Source organism: Accumulibacter sp., assembly GCF_036625195.1.
Taxonomy (GTDB): Bacteria; Pseudomonadota; Gammaproteobacteria; order Burkholderiales; family Rhodocyclaceae; genus Accumulibacter.
This window is the reverse complement of record NZ_JAZKUG010000001.1, coordinates 3,356,831-3,371,006: the sequence shown is the minus strand read 5'-3', so window position 1 is coordinate 3,371,006 and position 14,176 is coordinate 3,356,831. Positions and strand designations below refer to the sequence as shown.

13 protein-coding genes and 2 pseudogenes are annotated in these 14,176 nt (G+C 67.2%); 6 read left to right on the top strand and 9 right to left on the bottom strand.

Annotation, left to right across the window (positions count from 1 at the left end; translation table 11 throughout):
* Positions 1-184: 184 nt before the first annotated feature.
* From V5B60_RS14845 to V5B60_RS14835, 3 genes are all read right to left on the bottom strand, one after another.
* Entirely contained in the window at positions 185-514 is a 330-nt protein-coding gene (locus tag V5B60_RS14845; RefSeq protein WP_332347780.1) for an addiction module antidote protein, read from the bottom strand.
* Positions 515-519: 5 nt separating this feature from the next.
* Entirely contained in the window at positions 520-813 is a 294-nt protein-coding gene (locus V5B60_RS14840) for a type II toxin-antitoxin system RelE/ParE family toxin (protein WP_332350577.1), read from the bottom strand.
* Positions 814-947: 134 nt separating this feature from the next.
* The gene (locus V5B60_RS14835) at positions 948-1,169 is read right to left on the bottom strand and encodes a hypothetical protein (protein ID WP_332347779.1); all 222 of its coding nucleotides are present in this window, start codon (positions 1,167-1,169) and stop codon (positions 948-950) included.
* Between the two features lie 1,013 nt (positions 1,170-2,182).
* Between V5B60_RS14835 and V5B60_RS14830 the strand changes: the two genes are divergently transcribed.
* Positions 2,183-2,482: a hypothetical protein gene (locus V5B60_RS14830; protein ID WP_332347778.1), complete on the top strand. Its 300-nt coding sequence runs from the start codon at positions 2,183-2,185 to the stop codon at positions 2,480-2,482.
* Between the two features lie 191 nt (positions 2,483-2,673).
* On the opposite strand, the gene V5B60_RS14825 is transcribed toward V5B60_RS14830, so the two are convergent.
* The 5 genes and pseudogenes from V5B60_RS14825 to V5B60_RS14805 form a co-directional block, all read right to left on the bottom strand.
* Positions 2,674-3,081, bottom strand: coding sequence for a hypothetical protein (locus V5B60_RS14825; protein ID WP_332347777.1), 408 nt, complete (start codon positions 3,079-3,081; stop codon positions 2,674-2,676).
* Between the two features lie 407 nt (positions 3,082-3,488).
* Positions 3,489-4,658, bottom strand: a pseudogene (locus V5B60_RS14820) (IS91 family transposase).
* A gap of 10 nt (positions 4,659-4,668) precedes the next feature.
* Positions 4,669-5,022 (bottom strand): phage integrase N-terminal SAM-like domain-containing protein, encoded by a 354-nt coding sequence (locus V5B60_RS14815; protein WP_332347776.1) that lies wholly within the window; start codon positions 5,020-5,022, stop codon positions 4,669-4,671.
* Positions 5,023-5,115: 93 nt separating this feature from the next.
* The gene (locus V5B60_RS14810; RefSeq protein ID WP_332347775.1) at positions 5,116-5,340 is read right to left on the bottom strand and encodes an addiction module protein; all 225 of its coding nucleotides are present in this window, start codon (positions 5,338-5,340) and stop codon (positions 5,116-5,118) included.
* 152 nt (positions 5,341-5,492) lie between these two features.
* Positions 5,493-6,032: pseudogene (locus tag V5B60_RS14805) on the bottom strand (ATP-binding cassette domain-containing protein); the annotation flags it as partial.
* Between the two features lie 193 nt (positions 6,033-6,225).
* Here V5B60_RS14805 and V5B60_RS14800 point away from each other — a divergent pair.
* From V5B60_RS14800 to V5B60_RS14785, 4 genes are all read left to right on the top strand, one after another.
* The gene (locus V5B60_RS14800; RefSeq protein ID WP_332347774.1) at positions 6,226-6,906 is read left to right on the top strand and encodes a hypothetical protein; all 681 of its coding nucleotides are present in this window, start codon (positions 6,226-6,228) and stop codon (positions 6,904-6,906) included.
* A 734-nt stretch (positions 6,907-7,640) separates the two neighbouring features.
* Positions 7,641-8,213, top strand: a complete 573-nt coding sequence (locus V5B60_RS14795; protein ID WP_332347773.1) for a DUF2760 domain-containing protein — start codon at positions 7,641-7,643, stop codon at positions 8,211-8,213.
* A complete protein-coding gene (locus V5B60_RS14790) occupies positions 8,210-10,057 on the top strand; it encodes an Hsp70 family protein (RefSeq protein ID WP_332347772.1) in 1,848 nt (615 codons plus the stop codon). The genes V5B60_RS14795 and V5B60_RS14790 overlap by 4 nt, the downstream gene beginning before the upstream one ends.
* Positions 10,058-10,106: 49 nt before the next feature.
* Entirely contained in the window at positions 10,107-11,876 is a 1,770-nt protein-coding gene (locus V5B60_RS14785) for a hypothetical protein (protein ID WP_332347771.1), read from the top strand.
* A 28-nt stretch (positions 11,877-11,904) separates the two neighbouring features.
* On the opposite strand, the gene V5B60_RS14780 is transcribed toward V5B60_RS14785, so the two are convergent.
* A complete protein-coding gene (locus V5B60_RS14780; RefSeq protein ID WP_332347770.1) occupies positions 11,905-12,732 on the bottom strand; it encodes a DUF3313 domain-containing protein in 828 nt (275 codons plus the stop codon).
* Between the two features lie 216 nt (positions 12,733-12,948).
* On the opposite strand from V5B60_RS14780, the gene V5B60_RS14775 reads away from it, so the two are divergent.
* Positions 12,949-14,154 (top strand): hypothetical protein, encoded by a 1,206-nt coding sequence (locus V5B60_RS14775; protein WP_332347769.1) that lies wholly within the window; start codon positions 12,949-12,951, stop codon positions 14,152-14,154.
* Positions 14,155-14,176 lie beyond the last annotated feature (22 nt).

Sequence of the window (14,176 nt, the reverse complement as noted above, 5' to 3'; positions counted from 1 at the left end):
TCAATCCAGCCACACCAGAGTCAGCGCTCAAGGTGCGCGCGGGTTCTTGCCTCTGGAGGCCGAATTGCAGGTTCAGCGGTGAGCGAAGCGAGTACGCTGCAATGCGATGCTTGTGCAAGGCCCGGTTGACTGCAGGGTCGGGCGTCATGCGGCACCGCTGCGGCGTGGTAGGTTGACTTACTCGTTAGACGCCACTCGGTAATGCCTGAGCATGAAGCCTCACTCCAAGTGCCTTGGCTACCTTGAGAACGGTTGCGAAGCTAGGATTTCCTTCCGCGCTCAGTGCTCGGTACAGGCTCTCGCGACTGAGGCCAGCATCCTTGGCTACTTGTGACATACCTTTGGCACGAGCGATGTCGCCGAGAGCACGGGCAATTCCTGCTGCGTCTTCAGGCGCTTCTTCAAACCATGCGTCCAGATATGCGGCCATCTCTTCCGGCGTGCGCAGGTGTTCCGACACATCATAAGGTGTCGTCTTTGTATTGCCAGATTTCTTCGTACTTGCCTTGACCATGACCACTACTCCAAATATTTCCGATTGAGCAATAGTGCTTTGGCAATGTCCTTTGCCTGGGTTGACTTGTCGCCGCCCGCCAGCAACAGAAGGAGCCTGTCGCCGCGAAGAGAGTAGTAAACCCTGTATCCAGGACCAACATCGACCTTGAGCTCCGAAACACCCTCAGTGAGATCTCGATGTGTACCGGGATTTCCGTGAATCAGACGATCAACGCGCATCAGCACGCGAGCCCTTGCGGCCAGATCCTTCAGGCCGTCGATCCAGGCGCGGTAATCATCGGTCTTCTCGACTCGCATTGGTGCAATGTAGCTCAAAGGCTACACCCTGGCAAGCACGCCGAGAATTCGTGTTGGTGGCGTCCAATCGGGATGGGAGAAGGCCTCGCGGCCTCCCGCTCCCACACCACCGGACGAACGGGTCACGTATCCGGCTACTCCTGGCTTCCCCGTTCGATGATCCTGCAGATGTCAAGGTAGCGTTGATGCGAACCGGTCTCCGCGGCAGTCCTGGCGGCGTCGATTTCGTTCAGCAGCCGGGCGCAGAAGCGTTCAAGGGCAACGGCATGCAGCTTGCGAAACAGCTGCCAGTCAGACTCGGAAATCTCGCGCGTCATGAGGTTCGGCGTCTGCGTGATTCGGAAGAAGAGCGTCATACAACTCGTTGGACCACGCCCGGCGGGCTGCCAGAAACGCCCGATAGGGCTCACTTCCCCAAGACTGAAGGTCGGCAATGATTTCGCCGATGGTTAGAACGGCAAAGAAACCCCGTTCACGGACAACTGCGGCTCGACCTTCGTCTGTAGCCGCACCCCAAACAAGAATTGCTCCGTCAATCGGAACCTCGCGCCGGCGAACGTAAGCGTGTAGCCCAGGCTGCTTGAGCGCAGCCGCAAGTAGTGCAGCGAATGCTGGTTTGGTGTGATGGTCGAGCTGGCGGGTCTCTGCCAGAACGAAGTACTTGTAGTCCTGATACTCGATTTCGCACTTCAACTCGGCGGGGTAGATGCTCCCAGTTTGTCTGCTCCGAAAAGTGAAGTCGAGCGTGGAACCGGACACTTCACCTTCCTTCCGAAGTGTGGGGCGACCCAAGTCCTCGTATGGTGACCGCGGATCGGCAGCCCAGATGCGCACGATTTCCTCTGAGAAGATGCCGAAGACCCTGGAGAGAAACTTCCCTCGGGCTTCGGGCGATGTTGCGTTCCGGAATGCGGCGATGAACTGCGTAGTCACGGTTTCAGACGCCCAATCGGGAGAGGAGAAAGCCTCGCTGCCTCCCCCTCCCACACCACCGGACGAACCGGTCACGTATCCGGCGGTTCGATGAAGCAAATTCCTGCCGCGGCGCAAGGCTCGGTAGTCCCGTTTGGTCGAAGAAGGCGATAAGCGCGCCGACTGCAGAGACGACGGCGGCGAAAAGCGCTACGGTTGCACTGAATTCGGGTGAGCCGGGGATCATGGGGTTATGTGGCCTAACGTCTAAGCTCAGGGGCGCTGCGCGGCTTTATCGCGCACCGTCCTTTGGAGCGCAGTGTTAGGGGTTAGCTCACCGGCGAAGGCTCTCGATGAGTTGCCACGAGGACTTGCCAGGAAGGCGACACTCCCAGAAGCGCCAACCATTCACAGGGCTACCTGTTACAGCTACTGCGGCGGCTGACGGAGAGTCATAGTGCTGCCCGTTGACTACAAGCGCGCCACCTTCAACGCGGCCAGTGCGAACTTGGCCTTTGTAGGTAGCTCGAAACTCGGTGCCTGCGGGAAACCGAACCCCTTTAGCAACCCAATCGTCTGGGGATGGGCCGGATGTTTCCTTCGCAGTACTCGCCTTGCCTTGGCCGAGGCCAAGAAGCTCGCGAATGACGTCGTTGTAGCTGACATCTTCCGTTGCCCTGCGGACGGTGAGCTGTTTGAAAACGTCGAAGTCGACTTCAACGGTATGCATGGTTCGCTCCTGAAAAATTGCGCGTGACCCAATGTCTCGTCGCATTGCGAGCACTATAGTACTCCGAGGACTGCGAGTCAAGAGCGATCTTTAACCCCTAACGAATAGCGTTTATCTGCCGCGCCGAAAGCGTCCGGCCTTGCCGCTGGAGCATCCGCGGCAGATAAACGCTATTCGTTAGGCGCCAGCACTGCCGCGAGGAGTGCTTTGCAACGCAACTACTTCTTTGATGAGGTGCCGACCAAGTAGCAGCCGCCTTCATAGGCCCCAATCCCGGCGGCGATAACGGCGCCGGCAGCAATCACAGGCGTGGACATGACGACGGCACCCGCCGTGCCAATTGCACCGGCGGTGCCTGCAAGGATGCCAGTTGTGCCAGCCGCCGACGCTCCTGCTGCTGTAGAGCCGAGCATCCAAGCACCAGAGACAGCGTTCTGAATGGCATAAAGACCGGCTGCCTTCATGCCCATGCCAGTCGCGGCAGTTGCGGCTGCTCCGACGCCAGCGCTCGTTGCCGTAGTCTTGCCGAGCAAGCTGGAAGGGGTGTATTCGCACAGGCCCGCAGCGTGTGCTCCCCCAGAAGCGAAGAGCACTACAAGGGTGACTGCAATGTTGGCATTCCGCATTTCGGCTCCTCAGGATGAAAGCATCGTAGCGGCGACGACCGGACCTAGCAATTTCTGGCGCCTAACGAATAGCGTTTATCTGCCGCGCCGAAAGCGTCCGGCCTTGCCGCTGGTGCATCCGCGGCAGATAAACCTCGTTGGACTGAAGCGCCTCGACGGCGGTACTTATGGGGATTGTAAGCCCCCCGCGCCGCGGGTCAAGCCACGGGTAAGCCCCAGATGGCGTGACCAGAGGCAGACGAACGGCTCCGTGCCGTTCGCGAGCCGGTGAACGGAACGAAACGGGCGAACTGGCACGCGGAAAGCTGCGGCAGAATGGAGCGCTCGGCAAGCAGACGACGAGGCACCGCCTGGCAGCCCGAACCGCCATCGCCCATGGGGAGCGCCTTGCCCAGCAGCAGCCGTGTTCATGGCGGCCCGCGAACGGAGGCGCTCTGCGGCATGGCCTGACGCAGGGCCGGAATCGCCGCCGTCGGCACGAAGCGTCCGTCGTGGCAGTGGGAACAGCGCGCCCACTCCGCTCGGCCGACGCGCTGCAGGAAGTCCTCCACCGTCGCCGTGATCACCGCATCAGGTGCCGGCACCGACAAGGCCTGCCGCGCCAGCGCCAGCTTCGTCGCCTTCGCCGCCGGCGCCAGCAGGCCGTAGTGCCGAATCCGCTTGCAGCCGCTCGGCAGCACGTGCAGCAGGAAGCGCTCGATGAATCCCGCCGCCGGCAGCCGGAGCACGCGTTTGCCAGGCGGCGCGCGCACGCGGAAGCGGACGGTCGTCTCGTCCATGGCGGCGAGACGACCGTTCGAGATTGCCACGCGATGGGTGTACCGACCGAGGCATTCGAGCTATGCGAGGACCTGCTCTGGCCCGCCGAGCGGCTGCTTCGCGTAGACCACCCAGTCGTGCGCGTAGAGCTGCTGACGCAGAAGCTGCCAGAGCTTCTCGTCGGCCAGCGATTCCGTCAAGCGCTGGCGCGGGCCGCGGGCCTCGCTCAGAGCCGCGATGAACTTGCCGCGGAAGACCCGTGACAGCGCCCGAACGGGAAGCAGGAAGCCGCGCGTCGGCGACCGCCATTCGCCTTCGGGCGTCAACGCCCCACCGGTGACCAAGGCGTGCACATGCACGTGCCGCCCGAGATCCTGCTTCCAGGTGTGCAGGATCAGCGAGAACGCCAGCTTTCCTCCCAGCCAGCGCGGGGGGTTGGCACCGAATTCGGTGAGCGTGGCCGCCGCCGCGCCGAAGAGCATCTCGTAGATCACCCGCGGACGTTGTCCGACCAGCGCGTGCAGCGCCTGCGGCAGGGTGAACACCAGATGGAAGTACGGCACCGGCAACAGCTCCTGGCGCCGTTTCGCCAGCCAGTCCTCCCTGGCTCGCGTCTGGCACTGCGGGCAGTGCCGGTTGCGGCACGAGTGATCCACGTGGCGCGTGACCCCGCAGCAGTCGCAGGTCTCGACATGGCCGCCGAGTACAGCGGTGCGACAGGCGACGATCGACCGCCAGACCTTGGCCCTGGCCGGCGACAGGACCTGGTTGGCGAGGTACGCCGGCCCATGCCGGCGGAAGACCTCGGCCAGGGTCACTGGCGAGAACTCAACCGAGCGGGGCGAGCAGCTCCAGGGGCGAGGTGTTGCCGATCCGCTTCGAGCGCGCCAAGTGCAGGTCGCGCGAGGTCGTCGACAGATATACCCGCAAGCCGGCGGCGTAGGTGGTCATCAACAGCGTGCGTCCGCGCAGGGTTCGCGCCGCGTCGATCAGGCGTGCGACCTCTTCGCGCGACAGGATCTGCGGCAGGCGCTTGGGCACCTTCGCCATCGGGATGTCGAAACCGGCTTCCGGGCGACCGAGCACCCGCCGATAAAGGAAGCGCAGCGCACACGATGCCTGGTTGACACTGGCGTAGGCCAGCTTGCGGTCGCGAATCAGGTGCAGCAGGTAGGCCGGCACCTCGACGGGCTGGGCATCACCGGTCGAAGTGGCAACAGCGCGCTACTTCCTATGCGCCCAGTAACCAGGGCGCCAGAGGAGCAACAACAAGCTTCACCTCAGCGACGCACGAACCTGTGCAAGTGCATCAGCAATTGGAATGGTCTGTACCGCTCCACTCTCGATGTCGGAAATTCTGCGCTCGGTTTCGGCGGCCCATGCTTCCTCAACCTCAGCATCTTCGTCGAGACTGGCAAGCAATACCTGGGCGAACGCCGCGCGTTCACCGACTGTAAGTTGCAGGGCTTCGGCTTCGAGCAATTCGAGTTTGTTTCCCATGGCGAGTGCCTCCGTAGAGAGAGAGGTCATTGTACTGCGGGCCCGGTGCCGAGTGCTTGCCCCGGCGGTCTGCACGCCATCGCGAATGGCGCACCCCGTCGTCGGGCGCTTCCATTCCCGTAACGATCCCAAGCGCAGCGCGCCGGAGCGCCTCAGCGCGCGATCGGCCGGTAGCGCTTCCGTTTCGGGCGCGATGCTTCCTCGCCGAGGCGGCGTCGCTTGTCTTCCTCGTACTCGTGGTCGTTGCCGCCGAAGAAGGTCCATTGCCAATCGCCCTCGCAGGCGAGGATGTGCGAGCAGATGTGGTCGAGGAACCCCGAGATCTCCTCGCAGACCGTCTTGTTGCCGTCGAGACCGTCGCGGATCTGGTCCACGTAGGCGAGGCGGATGGTGTCGCCGACCTCGATCTCGCCCGAATCGGGCTGCTGGCTGCCGGTGAGCATGCAAGAGAGCGTCGACTTGCCGGCGCCGTTCGGGCCGACGATGCCAACCATCGCTCCCGGCGGAACGCTGAAACTGAGCCGGTCGAGCAGCAGGCGGTCACCGAAGGACTTGCGGACGTTGCGCAACTCGATCAGCTTGCCGCCGAGGCGCTCGCCGACCGGGATGAAGATCTCCTGCGTCTCGTGGCGCTTCTGGTACTCGACGCTCGCGAGTTCGGTCTGGTTGTCGAGGTCGGCGCCGCTGCTGGCGATGATCGCCTCGAGCCGCGCCTGCTCCTTCCGCCGGGTGGCAAAGCCCCGCGCCATGCACACTCGGCCCGGTCGAGCCGCCGCGCGCGGCGCAGGAACGCGGACAAGCGCATCAACAGCTTGCCAGAAGGGGCGCAGCGCGCTAATTTCCCTTCGGCAGTCCTGCCATTGACCCTTTACCGGTGACCCCATCATGAATGACCGAGAAACTCGCCGTTATGACATGTTCGGCCGCGTGCAGATTTTCGGCAGTTGCAACGCCGCGGATTTCGTCACCGGCAGCAAGGCGGCCGGGCATTTTGCCCGGCTGGCGCAGATCATCTGGGATCTCGATGTCGAAAAGGCGCGGCAGGGGGGCGGATCGGCGACAGCCAAGGAGCTTCTGTTCGATTCGCTGCGTCTCGACCTGCAGAGCATTGCGCGCACGGCGCGCGCCATCGATGTCGGCGAACCCGGCTTCGCCGACCGCTTCCGCAGCCCCGAAAATCCGACCCAGAATGCGTTGCTCACCGCCGCCGATGCCTTCGCGCGCGAACTCGCCGACCCGGCCGTCGTGGCGAAGTTTCTCGCCTACGAGTTGCCGGCCGATTTCGTCGCCGAACTCGCCGATGAGGTTGCCGCGATCCGCTCCGCCGAGACCAGCATGCAGTCCGACGACCAGAGCGGCGTCGCCAGCACCGCCGCCGTCGGCCGCCTGATCCGCGAGGGTACGGCCGAGGTGGTGCAGCTCGACGCCATCATGAACAACAAGTACGCCCGCAACCCCGCCAAGCTGCGCGCCTGGGACAGCGCCAGCCACGTCGAGCGCGCGCCGCGGCGCGAGAGAAAACCCGCCGGCGGCACGCCACCCGGCGCGTCGACAGCCGCGGGGTAGCCAGCCGCGCGCCTCCGTCCGCAGAGTGGCTCGCGACGGTCATGGCTGATGCGGCTCATGACCGTCTCCGTCATCCCCGGCCCTTCTCCCGGGCGTCCCCTGCCAGCCCTCGGCCGACCGGCTCCAGGATCGGGCTCGCACGCCCCTCGCTCCATCTCGCACGTCCCTGGCTTCATCTCGCACATCCCTGGCTACATCTCGCACGCCCCTCGCTCCATCTCGCACGTCCCTGGCTTCATCTCGCACGCCCCTGGCTTCATCTCGCACGCCCCTGGCTGCATCTCGCACGCCCCTGGCTCCATCTCGCACGCCCCTGGCTTCATCTCGCACATCCCTCGCTCCATCTCGCACGTCCCTGGCTCCATCTCGCACGTCCCTGGCTTCATCTCACACGTCCCTGGCTGCAACGTGCACGGTGCCGGCAGCGTCGCGCCCGTGGCAGCGGGCCGGCGCGTGGCCGCGCGCTACCGAATTTCGGCAAAATGGTTTATATTGCGCCGCAACAGACGCGCCCGTCGCAGCACCGGCGGCCGGCCATCGAGCCGGCTGCGGTCCGCCGGCCGGCGTTGCGTCTCACCCCGGCCATCGCTACCATGCGCACGCCAGCGCGCCCGAGCCCCGTCGCCACCGGCAACAGACCGGCGCCGGGCCCGGCTGGCGGCCGTCGCCGAGCCACGGCCGAACCCGCGAACACCCGACCGCGCCGCCCGCGCGGCAGACACCAGGAACCATCCATGAAAGCAGCCCACCCATCCCTGTTGAGCAGAATCTCGATTGCCTTCGGCACCTTCTTCGCCGTCCTTGCCGACGGCGACCTCGCTGCCCGCATCCAGGCCTTGCGCAGTGGCGAGCAGCGCCACGAACCAGCGGCGCCGCCGGCCCCGCCTGCCGCCGCCGCCAGACCGGCGCCGCCGCCGCTGCTCGCCGCGGCGCCCGACGGCGCGCTGCAGCTCCTCGGGCTGCTGCAGCGCGAAGCGCGCTTCATCGACTTCATCCAGGAGGATGTCGCCGCCTACGGCGACGCCGACATCGGTGCCGCGGCGCGCGTCGTCCATGAAGGCTGCCGCAAGGTGCTGCGCGAGAACTTCCGCATCGAGCCGGTGCGCGACGAGCCCGAAGGCAGCCGCCTGACGCTGCCGGCAGGCTTCGACGCCGCGGCGATCCGCGTCACCGGCAACGTCGTCGGCCAGCCGCCGTTTACCGGCAGCCTGACGCATCGCGGCTGGCGGGTGGGCGAAACGCGCCTGCCGCAACTGGCGAGCGGCCACGACCTGCGCATCGTTGCCGCGGCGGAGGTGGAACTGTGAGCGAAGCCAGATTCTCGATCGGCATCGACCTCGGCACCACCCACTGCGCGCTCTCCTATGTGGAGCTCGCGGCCTGCGACGGCGAGCAGGTCAGCCAGCAGGTGCTGCCGATCCCGCAGCTCACCGCACCCGGCACGGTCGAGTCACCCGGACTGCTGCCCTCGTTCATCTACCTGCCGCATGCCAGCGAACTCGCCAGCGGCGATCTCAGCCTGCCGTGGACGGCGGAGCACGACTACGCCGTCGGCGAAATGGCGCGCAGCCGCGGCGCGGCGACGCCGATCCGCCTGGTGTCGAGCGCCAAGAGCTGGCTTTGCCACGCCGGCGTCGACCGCCGGGCCGCGATCCTGCCGAGTGACGCACCACCGGAAGTCGCCCGGCTGTCGCCGCTCGAGGCCTCGCTGCGCTACCTCGCCCACCTGCGCGCCGCCTGGGACCACGCGCAACCCGCGGCGCCCTTCGTCGAGCAGGAAGTCGTCGTCACCATCCCGGCATCCTTCGACCCGGCGGCGCGCGAGCTGACTGCCGAGGCGGCGCGCGCCGCCGGCTGCGAGCGGATGATCCTGCTCGAGGAGCCGCAGGCGGCGCTCTACAGCTGGATCGAGAAGAGCGGCGGCGGCTGGCGCAAGCAGGTGCAGCCCGGCGACATCATCCTCGTCGTCGACGTCGGCGGCGGCACCAGCGACTTCTCGCTGATCGCCGTCGTCGAGCGCGACGGCAACCTCGAACTGCACCGCGTCGCAGTCGGCGAGCACATCCTGCTCGGTGGCGACAACATGGACCTGGCACTCGCCTACGCCGTCGCCGGCAAGCTGTCGGCGCAGGGCAGCAAGCTCGACGCCTGGCAGTTGCGCGCGCTGACGCACGCCTGCCGGTCGGCCAAGGAGGCGCTGCTCGGCGACCCCGATCTGGCGTCCGTGCCGCTGGTGATCGCCAGCCGCGGCGCCCGGCTGATCGGTGGCTCGCTGCGCAGCGAGCTGACGCGCGAGGAACTGGGCGCGACGCTGGTCGACGGCTTCTTCCCGCCGGCGGCGATCGGCGACCGGCCGCAGGGCCGCGGCCGCGCCGGCCTGACGCAGCTCGGCCTGCCGTACGCGCAGGACGCCGCCATCAGCCGCCACCTCGCCGCCTTTCTCGCCCGCCAGGTGGCGGCGACCGCCGACCTCGAGGGCTTCAGCAGCCGGCTGCCGGACGGCGCCAGCTTCCTGCATCCGACCGCCGTCCTCTTCAACGGCGGCGTCTTCAAGTCCGATCTGCTCGCCGAGCGGACGTTGACGATCATCAACTCGTGGCTCGCCGCTGAAGGGGCAGCGGCCGCGCGCCTGCTCGAAGGCGCTGACCTCGACCTCGCCGTCGCCCGCGGCGCCGCCTACTACGGCTACGTCCGGCGCGGCCAGGGGGTGCGCATCCGCGGCGGCACGGCGCGCGCCTACTACGTCGCCGTCGAGTCGGTGATGCCCGCCGTTCCCGGCATGCAGCCGCCGGTGCAGGCGCTGTGCCTGGCGCCTTTCGGCATGGAGGAAGGGAGCGAGGCGGCGTTGCCGGCGATGGAGTTCGGTCTCGTCGTCGGCGAGCAGGTGCGCTTCCGCTTCTTCGGTTCGTCGGTGCGCCGCCAGGACCAGGTCGGTACGCTGCTCGAAGAGTGGGAGCCGGACGAACTGCAGGAACTCGACGAGATCCAGACGACGCTGCCGGCCGACGGCCGCGCCGCCGGCGAGGTGGTCCGCGTCCGCCTGCACGCGCGCGTCACCGAAGCCGGCACGCTCGAGCTCGAGGCGCTGCCGCACGATGGTCCGCAGCGCTGGAAGGTCGAGTTCGACGTGCGCGCCGGCGCCGGCGATTGATCATTCAGCGCAGGATTTCACCCCCGTTGCCGGGCCATTGGAGATGTCGATGACTCTGAGAGATTTGCTGGCATGCCTCACCGTGCCGGATTTGAAGGAGCTGCTGGGCTTCCTGCAGAGCGGCGCCTCGAGCCCGCGCAAGGACGATCTGGTCGAACGCATCGTCGCCGCCATGTTCGGGCCCGAGCTGAAGGCAGTCTGGGCGCTACTGGACGAGACGCAGCAACTTGCCGTCCGCGAAGCGGCGCATCACCCGCTGGGCGAGTACTCCGACCGGCGGTTCCGCGCCAAGTACCAGCGCGCACCGGCCTTTCACATCGCCGCGGCGAGATCGTACGGCCATGCCGCAGGCAAGAAGACCGCCTTGTGCCTGTTCATCCTGTACTCGCCGGCTGAAGGCTGCTACGTCGTGCCGAGCGACCTGCGGCCGCACCTTGTGGCCTTCGTTCCGCCGCCCGCACCGCCAGGCATCGCAAGCTCGGAAGCACTGCCCGAAGACCCGCTCCTGACCGTCCGCCTGACCGAACGCGAAGCCTTGCAGGAAGTGCTGATCATGCTGCGCACCGTCGAACAGGAGCGCGTGCCGGTCAGCGACAAGACGGCGCTGCCGGGCGCCGCCAGCCTGCGCCTGCTGAGCGACAGGCTGGCGGGTGGCGACCATTACCCGCATGAGGTGAAGCAGTACGACTGGAGCCAGGAAATCGGCGCGATCAAGGCCTTCGCCTGGCCGATGCTGTTGCAGGCAGGCGGTCTCGCGGCGGTGGTGTCAGGCCGCCTGCAACTCAGCCCGGGCGGCGTCAAGGCCCTCGCCACGCCGCCGGCACAGGTGCTGCGCGGACTCTGGCAGAAGTGGCTGAAAAGCACCCTGTTCGACGAGTTCAGCCGCGTCGAAGCGGTCAAGGGGCAGAATGCCAAGGGACGCGTGATGACAGCCGTCGCGCCGCGGCGGGCGGCCATCGAGGCGACGTTGCAGGCCTGCCCGATCGGCCAGTGGATCGCCGTCGATGACTTCTCGCGCTTCATGCAGGCGACCGACCGCGTCTTCGCGGTGACCCACGATGCCTGGAAGCTCTACCTCTGCGACCGCCAGTATGGCAGCCTCGGTCATGCCGGGTGGGGCGGCTGGAACATCCTGCAGGAACGCTACATCTTCGCTTTCCTCTTCGAGTACGCGGCCACGCTCGGGCTGGTCGACGTCGCCTACGTCCATCCGGCGCAGGCGCGCTCGGACTTTCGTGACCAGTGGGGCACCGACGACCTGTCGTTCCTCAGCCGCTACGACGGTCTCAGAGCCTTTCGTCTGACGCTGCTCGGCGCGTATATCCTGGGTCGCGAGCCGGCCTACCAGCCACCCGCCATCGCCAGCAGCGTCGCCCTGTCATTCTCCCCGGAACTGCAGCTCGATATCGTCAGAGGCGCCCTCGCGGGCGAGGAAGCGCTGCTGCTCGACAACTGGGCCGTGCCCTTGCAGCCGGGAAGCTGGCGCCTCGACCGCGACAGGTCGCTGGCGGCGATCGAGAAGGGCCACGCCATCAGCGAACTGAAGGGCTTTCTCGAAAGCGCCGGTGGCCAGCCGCTGCCGGCGCCGTTCGCGTCCTTCATCGCGCTCTGCGAGCGCAATGGCACGGCGCTGAAGATGCTCGGCAACGCCGTGCTGATCGAGTGCCGCGACGCGGAAACCACCGCGCAGATTGCCGGCCGGCCGGAAACCTCCGCTCTCTGTCTGCGCGCCGGGCCCAAGACGCTGGTGGTGCGCAGCAACCAGCTGGCCCGCTTCCGCGAGCGGGTGCGCGCGCTGGGCTTCGGGATGGCATCCTGAAGCCCCCGGCGCAGCGCGCCGCGAAACGCTACGGCTGGCCGGCGCGCAGTTTGGCGAGACGCTCGGCCACCTGCAGCGACCACTTGTCGAAGGCATCCTTGGCATAGGTCCATGCCTGGAAGGAGCTGAGGTAGCCATTGGCCCAGGTCTGCGCCGCACCGACCGCCGAGGAGTTGACATCGACCGCGTACTTGCGGCCGATCTCGGTGTCGCGGCACTCGCCGAGAATCCGGCCCGACGCGCCGTCGCGGAACTGCATCTCCATGCCGGTCTCGCCCATGTACGGAGTCGATCCCGCCGGCCGGCCGGTGGCCGCACCGGAACCCGCCTCGGCGACGAAGCCGTAGGGAATCAGCGTCCCCGCCACACTGTCGGTGACCTTGGTCGGCACGAGATCGGTGAGTGCCACGCGCAGGACGACGACCCCCGGTCCCGGCTGGTTGACGATCTGCATCTGCGGCCGCAGCGCCTTGATGAGCGCGTGATGGAAGTAGTCGGTGAGGGTCGCGATGTCCTTCGGATCGAAGGTCTGCGGTCCGCCATCGCGCGACCTGAGCGAGACGTCGATGCGCGAGACCAGGACCGCGTTGTAGCGCGTGGCATCGAGTGCCGGGTCGCGCCAGCACTCGATCCCGTGCCCCCACGAGGTCGGACGCAGCCGGGCATAGTCGGAGAGAAAGCCGCTCTGCGTCAGTCGCGCCTTGTCCGTGGCGACGGTCGTCGTACCGCTGCCCAGCAGGCTGCCGCCGTCACCGGCGCAACCGGCGAGGAGTGCGCACCCGGCCACGGCGAAGGCCCGCAGGCTGCGGCGCCTGCCCGCCCGATGAAGAACTTGAAGAACTCGTGCTCGCTGCATCGTCTACCCCTCCGCGAAAAAATCACGCCGGCGATGGTAGCACGTGGGCTGCCTGACGCGCGCTTTGACACGCTGCCGGGCGCCGCCGATAATCGCCGCGCAGGAGAGTAAGGGGAAGCCGTGCCGCAGGTTCCAATCGTCGTCTGCCATGGCCGCTGCGCGACCGGCGGCGCCGACTCGCGAACCGCTGCAGCGACGTTCCCGTCGAGGGGGCACATGAAGATTCAGGAAGGCGCCGTCAGCGACGGCGGTGCAGGGTCAACGAGCAGCGACAGCAGGGCAGGGTGCGGCCGGCTGGCGGCCATCGGTCGCCACGAAGGCCGCCAGAGGCGGCGCGGCGGCGGCCTTCTGCTCGCGCTGCCGCTCGCCTGGGCCTTGCCGCTGCTGGCCTGCGAGCCGCATGTCGAGGCGCTGGCCGACCCGGCGCACGCCGTGCTGCGCGCCGACCGCTCGGCCTCTCCGCACTGCACGCTGGGCGAGGCAGACTACCGGCGGGTCGTCGGCGAGTGGCTGGCTCGCCGCGGCGGCGACGCCCCGGCGCTTTCGTCGCTCGCTCTCGGCCGCGCCGTCGAGCACCCGTGGATTTCTCGCCATCTGGTCGAGGCGGCCGCACGGAGCAGTGAATGGACGCCACGGCTGGCGCGCGCCACCGCCGCCGAACACAACCGCTTCGTCGCCCGGCTGCTCGCTGCGCCGGACTTCCTGCAGCGCCTCGATGCACCCTTCACCGCCACCGCCTACCGGGTGCACGGCGTGGTCGTCGAGAAGGTGCTGCTTCTGGCGCCCGGCGGCAGCGCACCGGCACCTGCTGACATGCGCCGCACACTGCCTTACGATGCGCAGCTCTGGTTGCGGCTGGTTGCCGATCGCGCGGCCCGCGGCGGCGGTGAAGGCGCCTCGCCGAGGCCTGGCGGCAAGCCACGGCGCCGCCGGCAGGCAGGCGCCGGGCGGCCGGGCGCGGCCGCCACCACACTTTTGCTGCAAGTTCCGGAAGGAGTCGATCCCTTGTCGATGCGTGCCCAGGTGGAGTTCGTTTCCGCCGACTTCCCGCCCTACCCCGGCGAGGACCAGCAGCTCAACCCCGGCCGTTACGGCATCCGTCTGGCGGAGTTCCTGGCACAGGAACTGCCGGCGCACGGCTTTCCGGTCGAGTCGGTGACGGTCGAGATGTGGGGCGTCCGCGTCGGCCTGCAGCACGCCGATTATCCGTTGTGGGTTGGTTGCGGCAACTACGAAGCGCATGAGAACGGCTTCCTCTGCTTCATCGAGCCGGCCACGCCAACCGTCCGCAAATGGTTCCGCAAGCTGCCGAACGCGCCGACGGTCGAGCGGCTGGCGAGCGCGATCGAGTCGATCCTGCAGGGCAGCGGCAAGGTTTCGCAACTCCGCTGGTGGTCGGAGAACGAGCTGCGCCGCCCCTGAGCCAACGGCCCTGCGGCGACGG

What these genes read in the sequence shown, in the direction of transcription:
- V5B60_RS14845 (WP_332347780.1), bottom strand. Translation starts at nt 514, where the DNA reads ATGGTCAAGGCAAGTACGAAGAAATCTGGCAATACAAAGACGACACCT.
- V5B60_RS14840 (WP_332350577.1), bottom strand. Translation starts at nt 813, where the DNA reads ATGCGAGTCGAGAAGACCGATGATTACCGCGCCTGGATCGACGGCCTG.
- V5B60_RS14835 (WP_332347779.1), bottom strand. Translation starts at nt 1,169, where the DNA reads ATGACGCTCTTCTTCCGAATCACGCAGACGCCGAACCTCATGACGCGC.
- V5B60_RS14825 (WP_332347777.1), bottom strand. Translation starts at nt 3,081, where the DNA reads ATGCGGAATGCCAACATTGCAGTCACCCTTGTAGTGCTCTTCGCTTCT.
- V5B60_RS14810 (WP_332347775.1), bottom strand. Translation starts at nt 5,340, where the DNA reads ATGGGAAACAAACTCGAATTGCTCGAAGCCGAAGCCCTGCAACTTACA.
- V5B60_RS14800 (WP_332347774.1), top strand. Translation starts at nt 6,226, where the DNA reads ATGAATGACCGAGAAACTCGCCGTTATGACATGTTCGGCCGCGTGCAG.
- V5B60_RS14795 (WP_332347773.1), top strand. Translation starts at nt 7,641, where the DNA reads ATGAAAGCAGCCCACCCATCCCTGTTGAGCAGAATCTCGATTGCCTTC.
- V5B60_RS14785 (WP_332347771.1), top strand. Translation starts at nt 10,107, where the DNA reads ATGACTCTGAGAGATTTGCTGGCATGCCTCACCGTGCCGGATTTGAAG.
- V5B60_RS14780 (WP_332347770.1), bottom strand. Translation starts at nt 12,732, where the DNA reads ATGCAGCGAGCACGAGTTCTTCAAGTTCTTCATCGGGCGGGCAGGCGC.
- V5B60_RS14775 (WP_332347769.1), top strand. Translation starts at nt 12,949, where the DNA reads ATGAAGATTCAGGAAGGCGCCGTCAGCGACGGCGGTGCAGGGTCAACG.